Below are 15,407 nucleotides of genomic sequence, written 5' to 3'. Positions count from 1 at the left end.
TCAATGTCCGCCTTGAATGGTCAGTCGTTCAAAGGTTGTGAGAAAAGCCGCGCTGCGCAGGGTCCGTGCAGCGCGGACCGCCTGCAGGTAGGGCGCGCATTCGGGCAGGTTCAGGAACGCCGCCGCCATCGAACTCGCGCCGGGCTCGTCGCCCTCCGCTATCGGCTCCAGGTTTCGGACACCAAGCGCGTACTGACCTCCGAGCATCTGGGACACGCCCAGCCAGGCCCGCGCCAGTCCACTGTCCGGAGCGACATCGATTGCCCGGCTGAACAGCAACGACGCAGCGCGGTAATTCGCACGATCGAGCTCGACCAGGCCAAGCCCGAGATACGGAAAAGCGCGCCGCGGATACAGCAACGCCAGCCGGTCGAACAGGTAGCGCGCCTCGTCGAAGCGTCGATAGACGCGGGCGTAGTGGCCGATCGAAATCAGCAGTTCCAGTGTGTCGTCCTGCATCTGCAATGGCTCCCGAAGACGCCGCAAGGCGTCTTCTTCCGGATCGGAAAAAACGGTTAGTGGGAAGCGCGCGCAGTTTCCTTCTGCGCGTCGGTCAGGCCCTGGATGATCGAGGTCGCGACGCTTTGCGTCGTGTTGACCGCGCCCGCCGCTTGCTGCAAGTTGACCATCTGGACGTTCTGCTGCTTGTTGTCCGTGCCCTCGGCCTGCTTCGCCTTGTTATCGAATTCCCTGTTCTGCTTTTCGAGGATCTTCGCCAGCGCTTCGGCGACCTTCTGGGACGACACGCCGCCCCCCGCGCCGACTATCGAGCCACCACCACCGCCGCCACCGCCGGTGAAGCCATTGCCGATCGGATTCGGGGACATCGTCGTATTCATTTGCGTCATGATTTGCTTTCCTTCAGGTTGTCGCTCGCGTTTGCGAAGTTCGCACTTCGTTCCACCACTTGCCGAGCCGCGCGCAAACACTCGACAAGCAAAGTCATTTCGTTTCGCAACACCGGCGACGCGCCCGGCAACGCGCTGTTCAAACACCCGATCTCGTGCGTCAGCCGAGCGCTGATCTCGTCGCGCCCCGCCCCGCCGGCTTCGGCGAGCCGCGCCTCCAGCGGTAGATCGACGCACGCGCCTAGCGTGCTTTTAGCGGCATTTTTTTGAGCCATGGGTAGCATCCGTAAAAAATTCGTAGATCGAACCATCGTCGCGCGTCACCTCCACTGCACACGCCGAGATTCGTGTAATTCGACCGGCGGGCAGTCGCGCGCCGGCGAGATAACGCACGCCTTGTGCGTCGCTGAGCCACGCCGCATAACGACCGGAAAGCAGGTTCATTCCCAGCGCTTCGAGGGGCACGCGCACCCGTGCGCCCTCTTGTGCGTGGCCGGGAAACGTGAGTTCGCGCAGTCCGCTGATCTCGCCGCGCGCCAGCCGGGCGATGCGCGCGTAGTCCCATGATTCAGGAGAGAGGAAAGCCTCGCCGCCAGGCAGAATCGCGCTGAAGGCCCCTGGCGTAGCGGGCCGCACCTCGGCGCCGCGATAGTAGCGAGCGAGGAAATCGCCGACCTGCTCCTGCAACTGCGAAAGCACGATCACCCGCATCACCGCCGCCCGCCGTTGCGACCACGCCTTCGCGGTCAGCGCGGCAAGATCGGCGGGCGATTGCACATAGCCCTGATAGACAAGCGCGCCGGACTTCGAGTCGAGATGCGTCGTCACCAGCCGGAACCTGTCGTCGGCACGCTGAGCGCGCGGCGTGCCGGACATGGGCATCGACGCGAGCCACGCAAGCAGCGCAAATGCGAGCGGCGCGGCAAAGATCGTCGCCTTCGCGACCGGCGACACCCCGGACAAGCGTTTCACGCAATAGGCGAGCGGCGCATGACGCAAAAGATAGGCATGCTCGGCGTCGTCCACCATGATCGCGCTCGGCGCTTCTGGCCCACTGAACTGGAAATTGACCGCTCCGGCTGAAAACCTTGTGCCGCGCCGCACCAGCACGTGCAGCCCGGGCGGCAAGCGCCGGCCAAACACCGTGACACCCGGCCGGTGCGCCATCAGATCGAGAACCGCGCCGCGCAACTGAACCGTGGCGTGCAGTGGCTCGACGCCGTCATCGATCACCATCAGATCGGCATCGCTGCCGCTGCCGATCCGCAGCGGTTTGTCATCGGACAGCGCAACGCTCGCGCCGGCATGCACGCCGTCCGTCACGAGGATTCGTGCGTCAGCGGTCATGGCGATCCTCCCAGGGCATCTTGCGTGTGGTCTGCCAGGTAGGAGAAGGAGGCAGCGGTGGTATGTCCTGCAGCGGTGGTATGTCCTGCAGCGGTGGTATGTCCTGCAGCGCTGGTATGTACGGCGACGGCGGTGTGTCCGGCAGCGGTGCAGCCGAGGCGGCGCCAGCGAGCGGTGCGCGCAGTGCGGTGGCGACGACGGCGGAAACGTCGCTGGTGGGCGCCTGCATCGCAACGGTCGGCTCGCCATCGATGCCGGCGCGTTTGAGGCGCGGCGTGATCAGAATCAATCGCTCGAGACGTTCCCGGGTCGTCTGGGTATCGCGAAACAACGCGCCGACGTACGGCACGTCGCCGAGCACCGGCACCTTCGACGTCGTGCTTTCGCTACGCTCGTACTGATAGCCGCCAACCAGCAGACTCTCGCCGTCGCGCACGACCGCCTGGGTGACGATTGAATGGTTGTCGACCCTCGGAATGCCGTCGACGGACATCGACGTGTTGAACGTGCCGTCCTCGATCTGGATGTTGAGGCGGATGCTGCGACGCGGGTCGGCAGTCGATTCGACACTTGGCGTCACCTTCAAGGTCAGACCGGTATCAATGTTGTACAGATCGACGTCCTGATTGCCGGCCACGCGCACATAGACCGAACTGCGCGAAGTCAGCACCGCTTCCGTGTTGTTCAGCGTGAGGACTTGTGGACTCGACAACACGCGGGCCTGGCCGGCATCCTCCAGCGCGTGGATCTGCGCGAACAGGTACTGCGCAGCGTTGCCGACGAGCGTGGCGAGATTCAGTCCGGTTGCCATGCCGGCAGCGGTCGAAAGGACAGGCATGCCAAAGGTCGGCGGCGCGTTGATGGTGCCGGACGCGGCACTGACACGCCCATTCGAGCCACCCCACGCCACGCCGAGCGAGCGCGCCGCGTTCGACGATACGTCGATCACCACCGCGTCGATTTCGACCAGCTCCTGCGGCTGGTCGAGCATGGCGATGGCGCGCTCGTAGTTCGGCATCATCGACGCAAGGTCGTTGATCACCACCGAATTGGTGCGCGGGTCGGCGACGATGTTGCGCCGCGCGGGCGTCGCGCCGGGCTGGTCGGCGCGGCTCGGCGGCGCGCTTGCCGCGCTTGCTGCGTCCGGCAACGGGGGGTATTCACTCTCGCCATCGAGCGACGCCCCGCCTGCGAGACCCAGGCCGCGCAGGCTCGGCAACGGCGGCGGGCCGCCGCGCGCGCTGCGGGCTTCGTTGCGGGCATCGGCGCCGGAGCGCACTGTGCGCGGCGCAGTGGACTGCCAGCTGTCCAGCATGACCCGCCTCAGCAGCGAAGCCACTCCCGGCACCGCCTGCTCCCGCGACCCCACTGCGTAGCGCGTGTCCTGCGCCTGCGCATAGCGCAGTGGAAAGATGCGGATCTCGGTCTGATCGAACGACGGCTCCGCCGTGCTTTGCCGCTGCGCCTTGTCGATCGCCTCGGCCACCGCGCCGACGAAGGCCGCCGGGCCGGCGACCTTCGCGGTGGTCGCCGAGTACCTGATCGGCAGGCGCGCGTCGTCGAGATCGAGATTGCGTAGCAGCGACGCAACCGCGTCGCGTGTCATCGGCGCGAACGGAATGACCTGGCTGCGCACACCCGTGGCGGTCGTCACATGCATCGCTTTGCCGTCGAAATACCAGACGAGACCGTACGCCTCGACCAGTTGCATGAACACGTTGCCGGGCGTGTCGTCGAAACGGCCGTTGACCACGCCCTTCACGTCGCGGCCGATGACCACGGCGAGGCCCTCCACGGCGAGCACATCGCGCAGCACGTCGGGCAATGGCGCGCCGTTCGCCGCATAGTGGATCGGCGCGCCATGCCAGACGGGCGTGACGGCCTGAGCTGCGGGAATCAGCAAGGCCGCCCAGGCCACCGCGAGCCGACCGGCCACTTGAAACATGACTGCGCCGGCCGCGCACGGCGGCTGGGACAGGGAACCACCACTGCCCTTCTTATCCAGCAAATCATTGCGCCTCGTCTTAAGCATTAAAAATTCCTGGCTACGTTGTATTGATTACGCCAGTGAAATTTAAGCGCCCCGGCATTACGGCGGGTCATATATATGCACGACAGTGCCCGGAGGAAAAGGCACTGCAGAATCGGCCATTTATTATTAGAAACGCATACAGCCGGCACCCCTATTTTTCGGACTGCGGCATCTTAAAAATAAGATTATTCACCGCATGTCGACGTCATACATCTTTATGACCACGGCGCTCGAACGCGGGGAGAAGATTGACCGGTCGTCACTTGAATTCAGCCAAAATGAGAAACGGCCCGTGTAATTCACGTTGCAGATGCATTGCCATCTTGAAATGTTTCAGGCCCACCACTGCCGTAACAGAGGTGTCTTCTTCTTGCATTCCTACACGTGCACGCGCATGCAGATGACACGGTATTGCAACTTCACACCACTGCTCGCGCAGCCCAGGCAGCGCTCCGTCCGGATCAACGGGCTGGCAACTTGTCTACGGCTCGAGGAGATTTATTGGCGAATCATCGAAGAAATTGCGCGCCAGGAATCGATGACGGTAGGAAAACTGATTTCCAGATGGGCGCTTGAAATTGATCTGACACAGGAAGCCATCCACAATTTCACGGGCTTTATCAGAATAATTTGCGTGACCCAATTACTGGATAAAAACCACCCGATCAGTCTGAATCTGATCGATCCTGATGCATCGCCCCATCCACTTGAATAAATCACAGGAGATCGACAAGAAAACTAATTCCACTTAAGCATTTCCTCGCGCCAGACATCCCTGGCTGGCGTAGCGATTTCATGCAAAGACAACTATCGGATTTGCATATTCCATTTTAATTGATTCAAGGAATTGACGATGACGAATGCGATCAACAATATTGGCAACGGCACCCCATTCGATATGGGCGACGTGACGCCGCCGGTGCAAGACGACATGCAGAGCAACACTAACTCCACTACCGTCCGCATGTTTTCCACCGAGCACACGAACGACGTCGGCGGCGATATGCAACCAGGCTTTGCGGGCGCTGCACGGCACGCCGGCAACGCGAACGGTCTCGACGGCGACATGGCCGCGCAACAAGCCGACGCCGCGGCGCAGCCAGGCGGAGCCGATCCAACGAAGGGCATGGAGTCGATCATGGACATTATCAAAGGAGTCATCTCCGCCATCGCGCAGCTCGTACCGCCCCTTGCCGGCATGATGGCGTCAGTTGCGGGCGGCGCCGGCGCGGCAGGAGGTGGCGCCGCTTGACGCAGCGGTGAATGCAGCCGGCCGCCGCCGTGCCCTTCGGCGAATCGCCGCGGGTGCGCCCGCGGCGGCCGGCGGCTCGCGGCTGACCAGCACGAGCGCGAGCGAACACCGCAGCGCCGGCCGGCCCGCACTGCCCGCCGCGCCGCAGCAAATTCATCCGACGCTGTACAATAGCGCGCCTGACGCGAGCTTTTCCGGCCTCCCCTGGCCGCGTACCGCGCCGTCTGCGCCCTGGTTTGCGTGCTCGATCCGCGCGTTTGGTTCGCGCTTCGGGTCAGCGCATTTAGTCCGTGTTCCGTCACCTGCGTTTCATCTGACTCTTGCCTATGTCCGCCTCGCGACCCGACTCAGCCCGTCAGCGCCGCCCGATGCGCCCGCTGCCCGTCATCATCTTCATGAGCCGCTGGCTGCAAGTGCCGCTCTACCTGGGACTGATCGTCGCCCAGGCTGTCTACGTCGTCCTGTTCCTCAAAGAAGTCTGGCATCTGGTCACGGCGTCCATGACGCTCGACGAGACCAACATCATGCTGGTCGTACTCGGCCTGATCGACGTCGTCATGATCTCGAACCTGCTGATCATGGTGATCATCGGCGGGTATGAAACCTTCGTGTCGCGCCTGGGCGTGGAAGGTCATCCGGACGAACCGGAATGGCTCGACCACGTGAACGCCGGCGTGCTGAAAGTCAAACTGTCGATGGCGCTGATCAGCATCTCGTCGATCCATCTGCTGAAGACCTTCATCAGCCCCGACCAGAATTCGACGCACACCATCATGTGGCAGGTGATCATTCACGTCGCGTTCCTCGTCTCGGCGCTGGTGATGGCATTCGTCGACCGCCTCACCACGCACACGCATCCGAAACATTTTCAGGAACCCACGGCGCTGCATGTCGTGAGTTCGCACGATTCCACTCCCCTGAAGGCGCACGACTGACCGCACTGCCCTGCGAGTCTGATAACAAGCGCCATTGTCCCCACTGAGCTAGCCATGACCGTCATCAAACAGGAAGATCTGATTCAGAGCATTGCTGATTCGCTTCAGTACATCAGCTATTACCACCCGCTCGATTACATCCAGGCCTTGGGCCGCGCTTACGAGCTCGAAGAGAGCCCGGCCGCGAAGGATGCGATCGCGCAGATCCTCACCAACAGCCGCATGTGCGCCGAAGGCAAGCGCCCGATCTGCCAGGACACCGGCATCGTCACGGTGTTCGTGAAGGTCGGCATGGACGTGCGGTGGGACGGTGCGACGATGGGCGTCACCGAGATGATCAACGAAGGCGTGCGCCGCGGTTACCTGAACCCGGACAACGTGCTGCGCGCGTCGATCGTGAGCCCGCCGGAAGGCGCGCGCAAGAACACGAAGGACAACACGCCGGCCGTGATCCACTACGAGATCGTGCCGGGCGACAAGGTCGACGTGCAGGTTGCGGCGAAGGGCGGCGGCTCGGAAAACAAGTCGAAGTTCGCGATGCTGAACCCGTCGGACTCGATCGTCGACTGGATCCTGAAGACCGTGCCGACCATGGGCGCAGGCTGGTGCCCGCCGGGCATGCTCGGCATCGGCATCGGCGGGACCGCTGAAAAAGCGATGGTGATGGCGAAGGAATCGCTGATGGATCCGATCGACATTCAGGACGTGATCGCACGCGGCCCGCAGGACTGGATCGAAGAACTGCGTGTCGAACTGCACGAGAAGGTCAACGCGCTCGGCATCGGCGCGCAAGGTCTCGGCGGTCTCGCCACCGTGCTCGACGTGAAGATCATGGCCGCACCCACGCACGCCGCGAGCAAGCCGATCGCGATCATCCCGAACTGCGCGGCCACGCGCCACGCGCACTTCACGCTGGATGGTTCGGGCGTGGCGAAGCTCGAAGCGCCGTCGCTCGACGCATGGCCGAAGGTGCAGTGGGAACCCGACACGGAAAAGAGCCAGCGCGTCGATCTGAACACGCTGACGCCGGAAGAAGTCGCAAGCTGGAAGCCGGGCCAAACGCTGCTGCTGTCGGGCAAGATGTTGACCGGCCGCGACGCGGCGCACAAGCGCATCGCCGACATGCTGGCGAAGGGCGAAAAGCTGCCGGTCGACTTCACGAATCGCGTGATCTATTACGTCGGCCCGGTCGATCCGGTGCGCGACGAGGCCGTCGGCCCGGCGGGCCCGACCACCGCCACGCGCATGGACAAGTTCACCGAGACGATGTTGTCGCAAACCGGCCTCATTTCGATGATCGGCAAAGCCGAGCGTGGCCCGGTTGCGATCGAGGCGATCAAGAAGCACAAGGCCGCGTATCTGATGGCCGTGGGCGGCGCTGCTTACCTCGTGTCGAAAGCCATTCGCAGCGCGAAGGTTCTCGCGTTCGAAGACCTCGGCATGGAAGCCATCTACGAGTTCGATGTGCAGGATATGCCGGTGACGGTCGCCGTCGATTCAAACGGCACCTCGGTGCACCAGACCGGCCCGAAAGAATGGCAGGCCAAGATCGGCAAGATTCCGGTCGCAACGGTTTGATCGGTATCGACGCCGCGTGAGTAGCGCGTCACGCAAAGCCAGGGGCCCAAACCCTGGCTTTTTTTATGATGAAATGAGAACGGTACGCATCACGCGAAAAACCCTCTGAAATCAAGCGAAAATCTGTTTTTTTGCCTTGGCTTTTTGCGTTTCGCCGTTTATTGTTCTGGGAAATTCAAATCCCCTACAAGGACACACCATGCAAGGCGACAAGAAGGTCATCGAATACCTCAACGCACAGTTGAAGAACGAACTGACCGCCATCAATCAGTACTTCCTGCACGCGCGGATGTACAAGCACTGGGGCCTCGAAAAACTCGGCAAGCACGAATACGACGAATCGATCGGAGAAATGAAGCACGCCGACTGGCTGATCGAACGCATTTTCATGCTTGACGGCCTGCCGAACCTGCAAGACCTGCACAAGCTGCTGATCGGCGAAGAGACCAAGGAAATCCTCGAATGCGATCTGAAGCTCGAACAGATTTCGCAAAGCACCTGCAAAGAAGCGATCGTGTATTGCGAGTCGGTTCGCGATTTCATCTCGCGCGAAATCTTTGTGAAGATTCTCGACGACACCGAAGAACACATCGACTGGCTTGAAACGCAACTGGACCTGATCGACAAGGTCGGCATTCAGAATTACCAGCAAACCGCAATGGGTTCGATCGAGTCCTGATCGGATCGGGATGGAACCAACCGCGCGAGCGGTATACTTCCGCACCTCCCCGTTTTCGTGAGTTTTCCGTGACTGCCGTGCCGCGCGTGCCCTTATCGCCCATGACCGCAGAATCGCCGTCGTCAAGTGACCGGATTGCCGCCTCAGGCGGCGGTTCGCGAGCGCCAGTCGGCATATTCGACTCGGGTCTGGGCGGTTTGTCGGTGCTACGGGCGGTTCGGGCGCAACTGCCCGGCGAAGCACTCATCTACGTCGCGGACTCGCTCTACGCGCCCTACGGCGAACGCGACGACGACTTCATTGCCGACCGCACCCTCGCGATCGGTGAATGGCTCGCGGGACAAGGCGCGAAGGCATTGGTGGTCGCTTGCAACACGGCGACCGCGCAGTCCATCGCGCTGGTCCGCGAAAAGCTGGCGATTCCGCTGGTGGGAGTCGAGCCCGGCATCAAACCGGCCGCGCTGCAATCGAAAACGCGTGTCGCCGGCGTGCTCGCCACACAAGTGACCTTGCGCAGCGCCCGCTTTCAGGCACTGCTGGAGCGCTACGCGGCCGATTGCCGTTTTCTTTGCCAGCCGGGCCACGGGCTCGTGCAGGCGGTGGAACGCTGCGACGTGGGCTCCGCCGAACTGCGCGCTCTGCTGCGCAGCTATCTGCAGCCCATGCTCGATGCCGGCGCCGACACCCTGGTGCTCGGCTGCACCCACTACCCGTTTCTCGATGCGGCGATCCGCGACATCGTCGGCGACCGGCTGGTGCTGATCGATACGAGCGTGGCCATTGCGCGCCAACTGGAGCGGGTACTCGATCAGCACGGATTGCGCGCCGCCCCGGAAGGCGCCGGCGTTGTTCTGCCCCGCTTTTATTCAACCGGCGACGGCACCCATCAGCAACAGCTCGCCGCAACCCTGCTGCAAATCGACACCGCTGTCGACCAGGTCGTGATCCCCTCGCGGCGCACGGCTGCGCCGGATTCCCAAGCCGCATAAAGTCCCTCGCCACTGCGTTCCGGGGCCGCCGCGCGGCCCTTCTGCACGCTTTTTAGGCGTTTTCACCCCCTTCCCGCCGCTCCCCCCGAAACCTGTCCCTGAGACGAAACCCTTCTAAGAGTCTGGTTTTGTTACAAAAAATCATGCAGGACGCTTGCCAAACGAGCCAATCAAAATGATAATAGTTCGCATTAACGTTAGCTATCACGCCCTACCATGATTGTCTGTGTCTGCAAGTCTGTTTCTGACCGAAAGATCCGTGCCTCGATCGCGGAAGGCGTCGATTCGTTCGACGAACTCCAGTTCGAACTCGGCGTCGCGTCCTGCTGCGGCAAGTGCGCGGATTCCGTGCGCGGCGTCATGATGGAAAGCGGCGTGTGCGCGAGCCGTTGCGGCTTCGATCATCACTCGCAGGCCATGCCGCTGACGTTTTACGAACGCAAGGCCGCCTGAAGCGGAGATTGAGGGCGCTACCCACGCTGCGCCCCGGGTGCTCACCGCGCCACTGCTTCATGCTCAGATTTACACGCCGTTTCAGGCGCTGCTTCACGCGCTGATTTGCGTGCTGTTTCACGCTTTATCCCACTGCCGTCAGCAAGCCAGTATCCGTACCAGCCAGCTACCCGCTCACCCGTTAAAAGGAGTTTGAGATGGAATTGCTGATTGGTTTCGTGACTACTTTGCTCATTTCGCTGCTGATCTTCCGAACATGACGACGTCTTGTCTGACGTGCCGTATCGACGGCACGCTGCCACGCTAACATGCAGGCCTCGTATACCGTTTCAGCCGGCGCCACGTCGGCTTCGTCTCCCCGAATGAATTCCCGCGCGTTGACCGCGACTGCCGCGGTCGCGGCGATTCACATCGCTTTGCTTGCGGTGATCCTGACGCTGCGTCATGAACCCGTGCAACCGGTGCTCGAATCGCGCGTCATGACCGCGCAGTTGCTGGCGCCGGCGCCCGTGGCCGCGCCCGTCGCACTGCAGTCGATCGCGCCGCCGCCCAAGCCGACTCCACCGGTTCACACCAAGCCCAAAGTCCAGCCGACGCCGACGCTCAAGCCGACGCCTACGCCGCTGCCGGTGGCCGCCGCGCCGTCGCCTACCCCCGTCGCAGCGGCCGATCCGACGCCGCCCGCGCCGGCTGCACCGCCCGCTCAGGCTGCGCCGGCAGTGGGCCGGCCGACAATGGAAATCACCGCTCCGAAAAATGTTTCGCACATCGACTGCAACATGGTCACGCCGGAGTACCCATCGCTGTCCAGGCGACGCGGTGAAGCGGGCACCGCCTACGTGAAGTTCGTGGTCGGACTGACGGGCAAGCTCGAGAACATCGAACTGAAGAAGAGCAGCGGTTTCAACCGCCTGGACGATGCCGCGGTTGCCGCAGCGCATGCGAGCGCCTGCAAGCCCTATCTCGAGAACGGCCAGCCGATTCGGGTCGCGTACACCCAGCCTTACAACTTCAATCTGAACGATTGAGGCAGATTTTAAAAACAAGGAATTGCAATGCAAAACTACGGATTGGCGCACGTGTGGGCGCAAGGGGATGTCGTGACGCGCGGTATCGCGCTCGCGCTGTTGATCATGTCGGTCATGTCGTGGAGCGTGATCGTCATCAAAGGCTGGAATGTGATGCGCCTCAAGCGTCTCACGAAGAATGCCGAACAGCAGTTCTGGCATTCGGACGATCTCGCCGACGGCGTGAAGAAGCTCGGCGCGGAATCGTCGACGCCGCAGGACAATCCGTTCCTGGCACTCGCGCTGTCAGGCCAGGAAGCCGCCGATCACCACCATCAGACGCAGCCGCATCTGCACGATCGCATGGACGTCTCGGACTGGGTGACGCGCTGCCTGAAGGACACGATGGACGAAAGCGTCGCGCGCATGCAAAGCGGCCTGGCGATTCTCGCCTCGATCGGCAGCACGGCGCCGTTCGTCGGCCTGTTCGGCACGGTATGGGGCATCTATCACGCACTGCTGGCGATCGGCGCGAGCGGCCAGTCGTCGATCGATCAGGTCGCGGGACCGGTCGGCGAAGCGCTGATCATGACCGCGTTCGGCCTGTTCGTCGCGATTCCGGCCGTGCTCGGCTACAACGCACTGACGCGCGCCAACAAGGCGATCGTCGCCAAGCTGAGCCGCTTTGCACATGGTCTGCATGCGTTCTTCGTGACGGGCGCCCGTCTGTCGTCGTCCAGGCGCGGCGACGGTTTGCGCCTCGCGCGCGCCAACTGACCGACGAGGCATCCGATGGCAATGAGCCCCTTCGCCGGCGACGATGACGACGGCCTGATGAACGAAATCAACATGACGCCGCTCGTCGACGTGATGTTGGTTCTCCTGATCGTCTTCATGGTGACGATCCCGGTGATTCGTCACGCGGTCAAAATCGATCTGCCGCATGCGAGCAGTCAGAAGGAAGACACCAAGCCCGCGCAAGTCACGGTCGCCGTCGATGCGGACGGCAACGTGTTGTGGGACAACAAAAAGGTCGACGACGCGGCACTGCGCGCGAAGATTGCAGAAGCTGCGCAAGCGAATCCGCAGCCGGAACTGCATCTGGACGCGGACCGCAAGGTTGCGTACGAGAAAGTGGCGGAAGTGATGTCAGCCGCGCAAGCCGGCGGTCTCACCAAGATCGGCTTCGTCACGCAGCCCAAAGGAAAATGACGGGAGAGTAACGGCACGCGACGCATCAGTTGTTAAGCAGCGCCTGCCGAAAAAGCGGAAAAGCCCTTGAAACAAGGGCTAAAAGTAAAAGGCCTTCATCGCCAGATGAAGGCCTTTTTTTGTGCGCACTCGGCGCCTTCGGGCGGCGGGATCATTTGCCATCGTTCGAAGAAGACTGATAGCTCGAGTCACCGCATGCGACAGCCGTGATCGACACGGACAGCGCGGTCAGCCCTATCAGGCCCACTATCATAGAGGCCATGAGTTTTCGCATAAGAGACTCCTTAGCGAAGGGATTCCACTATAGGCCCGCGAGCGCGCGCATTCAAGCAAACTGCCATTGAAAGTACTCATGACAGGCGGCGCTTAAATGCTAAAAGCGATGTTGCCGCCCGCAATAAGTGCTATGACGCGATTGCAAGCGCGGATTGCGCGGCTTCTTTCGCTGCGTCTTTCGCGGCCCGAGTCGGACATTCGCCCATGATGTGCTTGCCTTCGTCCGGATCGAGCATTTCGACCAGATAGTCGACGAACGCGCGCACGGCCGGCACCATTCCCTGCCGCGACACGAATACCGCGTACAACTGCGGCGTCGGAAAGGTCCAGCCGGGCATCACCGGCGACAACTGCCCCGCGCGCAGCGCGCTGCCATACATCATCTCCGGCAACGCGGCGATACCCACGCCGGACAGCACCGCTTCACGAATCGTCATCAGATCGGCGGTGACGAGGCGCGGCTCGTGTTCGTGCGCGTGGCGCGTGCCGTCGGGGGCGATCAGATCGAAGACGTGACGTCCGTCGCCCGTCGGCACGTCGAGGGTTTCGAAACGGCTCAGATCGGCGGGCAGCAGCGGCGGCGCATTCTGCTGCAACAGGCTCGGCGCGCCGACCAGCATCTGCCGCGTGCGCCACAACGGACGCACGACGATGTTGGCGTTTTCCGGCGGATCGGAGCGCACGCGCAACGCAATGTCGATCGAATCCTCGAACAGATCGATCACGCGGTTCGTCACGCGCATCACCACCCGCACTTCCGGATAGCGATGCATGAATTCCGGCAGGATCTGCGACAGGATGGTCTGCGAGACGGTGACCGGTACGCTTACGCGCACCGTGCCGCGCGGCGACGAGCGCAGTTGCTGCACGACGTTGACGGCGGCCTGTGCTTCGCCCAGCATCGCCTGACAGTGCTGATAGAAGAGCTGCCCCGCTTCAGTGAGCGCCAGCTTGCGGGTGGAGCGCTGCAGCAAACGCACGCCCAGCGATGCCTCCAGCTCGGTTAGCCGGCGCGACAGGCGCGACTTGGAAATGCCCAGCACGCGCTCGGCGGCGGAAAAACCGCCATGTTCGACGACCTGCGAAAAGTACATCAGGTCATTCAGATTGTGTGAATCGATCTTCATCTCATCGTTCCATTAATAGAACAATCCATTGCGTGACGGCGGCTGGCACCTAGGAAAACGGTCACTATAATAGCGCTATGTTTCAAAAATAACGCTATTCCCCATTTTTCAAGGTGACTTTTGATGAGCACGACACGCACGATCGAACGCACGATTCCTGCCGTTCGCACGACCGAAGGCGGCGGCTTCATCGTCCACCGCCCGTTTCCGACCCGCTTGCTGATGGATTTCGATCCGTTCCTGCTGCTCGACGAAATGGGTCCGATCGACTACGCACCGGGCGAAGCCAAAGGCGCACCTGATCATCCGCATCGCGGCTTCGAAACCGTCACGTACGCGCTCGAAGGCCAGTTCGGCCACAAGGATTCGGCGGGCCATTCGGGCACGCTGCGTGCCGGCGACGTGCAATGGATGACTGCGGGCGCAGGCGTCGTGCACAGCGAGATGCCGGACCCGTCGTTCGTGCGCGCCGGTGGGCGCGTGCATGGCGTGCAACTGTGGGTCAATCTGCCGCGCCGCGACAAGATGATCGAGCCGCGCTATCAGGAGATACCGGCGGCCAGTATTCCGGTCGCGACGTCCGCGGACGGCAAGGTGCGCGTCAAGGTGATCGCGGGCGAAGCGCTCGGTGTGAAGGCGGCGATCGAAACACGCACGCCGATCCTGTATCAGCATTTTTCGCTGCAGCCGGGCGCGACGATTCAACAACCGGTGCCGGCCGACTATCGCGTATTCGCTTACAGCCTGTCGGGCAAGGGCTTCTACGGCGAAGGGGAAGCGCGCCAGGAAATCGACGCGCAGAAGATGGTGGTGTTTCAGAACGACGGCGACTCGGTCACATTGACGGCCGGCGCCGAGCCGCTCGACGTGCTGCTGCTCGGCGGCGTGCCGTTGAAAGAACCGGTGGTGCGCTATGGCCCGTTCGTGATGAACACCGAAGACGAAATCCGTCAGGCCGTGGTCGACTATCAGGCCGGCCGCATGGGCGCGATCACGCACTGATTGGCTATGCCAGCCAGCGTGCGTTGCCGCTCACGATGGCGGCGGGTGGCACTGACTGCGCCGCCTACGCCGCCACGCCGTCCACGCCGTCCACGCATCGGCGCGAAGGCCGGTAAATTCGTTCACAATAGCAATGCATGCCGTGCTCCATTCCGTCCAATCGTGACGGCCCCTGGCGCACGGCGATTTCCGTCCCTGTTCAGGAGCGCGCATGGCAGAGTCCACCGTCACCGCCCACATCGGCTCGACGAATTTCCAGGTCGTTTTCGACGACGGCAAGCACACGTGGCTCGCCGACGAACCCGAGTCGCTTGGCGGCGGTGATCGCGGGCCGGCACCTGTCGCGCTGTTGCTGTCGAGCCTCGGTGCCTGTACGTCGATCACGCTGAAGATGTACGCTCAGCGTAAGGGCTGGCCGCTCGCCGACGTGCGCGTGGCGCTGTCGCTCGACACCGGCGACGCGGGCACGACCATCGACCGCAAGATCATGCTGGAAGGCAATCTGTCCGACGAGCAGCGGGAACGGCTCTTGCAAATTGCCAATGCGTGCCCGGTTCACAAGATCCTGACGCATTCGATCACGATCCGTTCCGGTCTTGCCGTCGCCTGAAGCCTTGCGAGCCTCGCGCGCCGGCACATTGGCGCGATTGCTCGCTGAGCGCGACAATGC

The 15,407-nt window shown here is 62.4% G+C and carries 18 protein-coding genes; 12 read left to right on the top strand and 6 right to left on the bottom strand.

The window, feature by feature from the left end; genetic code table 11:
* Genes DSC91_RS31250 through sctC form a run of 5 tightly spaced genes read right to left on the bottom strand, consistent with a single transcriptional unit; the run spans window position 1 to window position 4,140 of the window.
* Window positions 1–459, bottom strand: coding sequence for a tetratricopeptide repeat protein (locus DSC91_RS31250; RefSeq protein WP_115782384.1), 459 nt, complete (start codon window positions 457–459; stop codon window positions 1–3).
* A 56-nt stretch (window positions 460–515) separates the two neighbouring features.
* Window positions 516–848, bottom strand: coding sequence for a hypothetical protein (locus tag DSC91_RS31245; RefSeq protein ID WP_115782383.1), 333 nt, complete (start codon window positions 846–848; stop codon window positions 516–518).
* Window positions 845–1,123, bottom strand: coding sequence for a hypothetical protein (locus DSC91_RS31240; protein WP_229758123.1), 279 nt, complete (start codon window positions 1,121–1,123; stop codon window positions 845–847). The genes DSC91_RS31245 and DSC91_RS31240 overlap by 4 nt, the downstream gene beginning before the upstream one ends.
* Complete coding sequence (locus tag DSC91_RS31235) at window positions 1,101–2,195, bottom strand: FHA domain-containing protein (RefSeq protein ID WP_115782381.1); 1,095 nt, start codon at window positions 2,193–2,195, stop codon at window positions 1,101–1,103. The genes DSC91_RS31240 and DSC91_RS31235 overlap by 23 nt, the downstream gene beginning before the upstream one ends.
* Window positions 2,185–4,140, bottom strand: a complete 1,956-nt coding sequence (gene sctC / locus DSC91_RS31230; protein ID WP_229758124.1) for a type III secretion system outer membrane ring subunit SctC — start codon at window positions 4,138–4,140, stop codon at window positions 2,185–2,187. The genes DSC91_RS31235 and sctC overlap by 11 nt, the downstream gene beginning before the upstream one ends.
* A 481-nt stretch (window positions 4,141–4,621) precedes the next feature.
* On the opposite strand from sctC, the gene DSC91_RS31225 reads away from it, so the two are divergent.
* The 10 genes from DSC91_RS31225 to DSC91_RS31180 all read left to right on the top strand — a co-directional run bounded on the left by DSC91_RS31225 (window position 4,622) and on the right by DSC91_RS31180 (window position 12,332).
* Complete coding sequence (locus tag DSC91_RS31225; protein ID WP_229758125.1) at window positions 4,622–4,942, top strand: ribbon-helix-helix domain-containing protein; 321 nt, start codon at window positions 4,622–4,624, stop codon at window positions 4,940–4,942.
* A 138-nt stretch (window positions 4,943–5,080) separates the two neighbouring features.
* Window positions 5,081–5,479 (top strand): hypothetical protein, encoded by a 399-nt coding sequence (locus DSC91_RS31220; RefSeq protein ID WP_115782378.1) that lies wholly within the window; start codon window positions 5,081–5,083, stop codon window positions 5,477–5,479.
* Between the two features lie 368 nt (window positions 5,480–5,847).
* Entirely contained in the window at window positions 5,848–6,414 is a 567-nt protein-coding gene (locus DSC91_RS31215) for a TIGR00645 family protein (RefSeq protein ID WP_217482057.1), read from the top strand.
* A 54-nt stretch (window positions 6,415–6,468) separates the two neighbouring features.
* On the top strand, window positions 6,469–7,992 hold the full coding sequence (locus DSC91_RS31210) for a fumarate hydratase (RefSeq protein ID WP_054042119.1): 1,524 nt from the start codon (window positions 6,469–6,471) through the stop codon (window positions 7,990–7,992).
* Between the two features lie 199 nt (window positions 7,993–8,191).
* A complete protein-coding gene (gene bfr / locus DSC91_RS31205; protein ID WP_115782376.1) occupies window positions 8,192–8,671 on the top strand; it encodes a bacterioferritin in 480 nt (159 codons plus the stop codon).
* Window positions 8,672–8,772: 101 nt separating this feature from the next.
* On the top strand, window positions 8,773–9,660 hold the full coding sequence (murI, locus tag DSC91_RS31200) for a glutamate racemase (RefSeq protein WP_115782375.1): 888 nt from the start codon (window positions 8,773–8,775) through the stop codon (window positions 9,658–9,660).
* A 216-nt stretch (window positions 9,661–9,876) separates the two neighbouring features.
* Complete coding sequence (locus DSC91_RS31195) at window positions 9,877–10,113, top strand: (2Fe-2S)-binding protein (protein WP_115782374.1); 237 nt, start codon at window positions 9,877–9,879, stop codon at window positions 10,111–10,113.
* 308 nt (window positions 10,114–10,421) lie between these two features.
* Window positions 10,422–11,141 carry an energy transducer TonB gene (locus DSC91_RS31190; RefSeq protein WP_115782373.1) on the top strand — a complete coding sequence of 240 codons (720 nt, stop codon included), beginning with the start codon at window positions 10,422–10,424 and terminating at the stop codon, window positions 11,139–11,141.
* A 27-nt stretch (window positions 11,142–11,168) separates the two neighbouring features.
* On the top strand, window positions 11,169–11,897 hold the full coding sequence (locus DSC91_RS31185) for a MotA/TolQ/ExbB proton channel family protein (RefSeq protein ID WP_115782372.1): 729 nt from the start codon (window positions 11,169–11,171) through the stop codon (window positions 11,895–11,897).
* Between the two features lie 15 nt (window positions 11,898–11,912).
* The gene (locus DSC91_RS31180) at window positions 11,913–12,332 is read left to right on the top strand and encodes an ExbD/TolR family protein (protein ID WP_115782371.1); all 420 of its coding nucleotides are present in this window, start codon (window positions 11,913–11,915) and stop codon (window positions 12,330–12,332) included.
* Between the two features lie 404 nt (window positions 12,333–12,736).
* Here DSC91_RS31180 and DSC91_RS31170 read toward each other — a convergent pair whose 3' ends face one another.
* Window positions 12,737–13,735: a LysR family transcriptional regulator gene (locus tag DSC91_RS31170; RefSeq protein WP_115782370.1), complete on the bottom strand. Its 999-nt coding sequence runs from the start codon at window positions 13,733–13,735 to the stop codon at window positions 12,737–12,739.
* Window positions 13,736–13,858: 123 nt separating this feature from the next.
* On the opposite strand from DSC91_RS31170, the gene DSC91_RS31165 reads away from it, so the two are divergent.
* Together DSC91_RS31165 and DSC91_RS31160 are read left to right on the top strand one after the other, a co-directional pair.
* Window positions 13,859–14,737, top strand: coding sequence for a pirin family protein (locus DSC91_RS31165; protein ID WP_115782369.1), 879 nt, complete (start codon window positions 13,859–13,861; stop codon window positions 14,735–14,737).
* Window positions 14,738–14,948: 211 nt separating this feature from the next.
* A complete protein-coding gene (locus DSC91_RS31160; RefSeq protein ID WP_115782368.1) occupies window positions 14,949–15,347 on the top strand; it encodes an OsmC family protein in 399 nt (132 codons plus the stop codon).
* The last annotated feature ends 60 nt before the right edge of the window (window positions 15,348–15,407 follow it).

Source organism: Paraburkholderia caffeinilytica, assembly GCF_003368325.1.
Lineage (GTDB): Bacteria > Pseudomonadota > Gammaproteobacteria > Burkholderiales > Burkholderiaceae > Paraburkholderia > Paraburkholderia caffeinilytica.
Note: the sequence above shows the minus strand (reverse complement) of the source record. Positions and strands in the feature narration are given on the sequence as shown.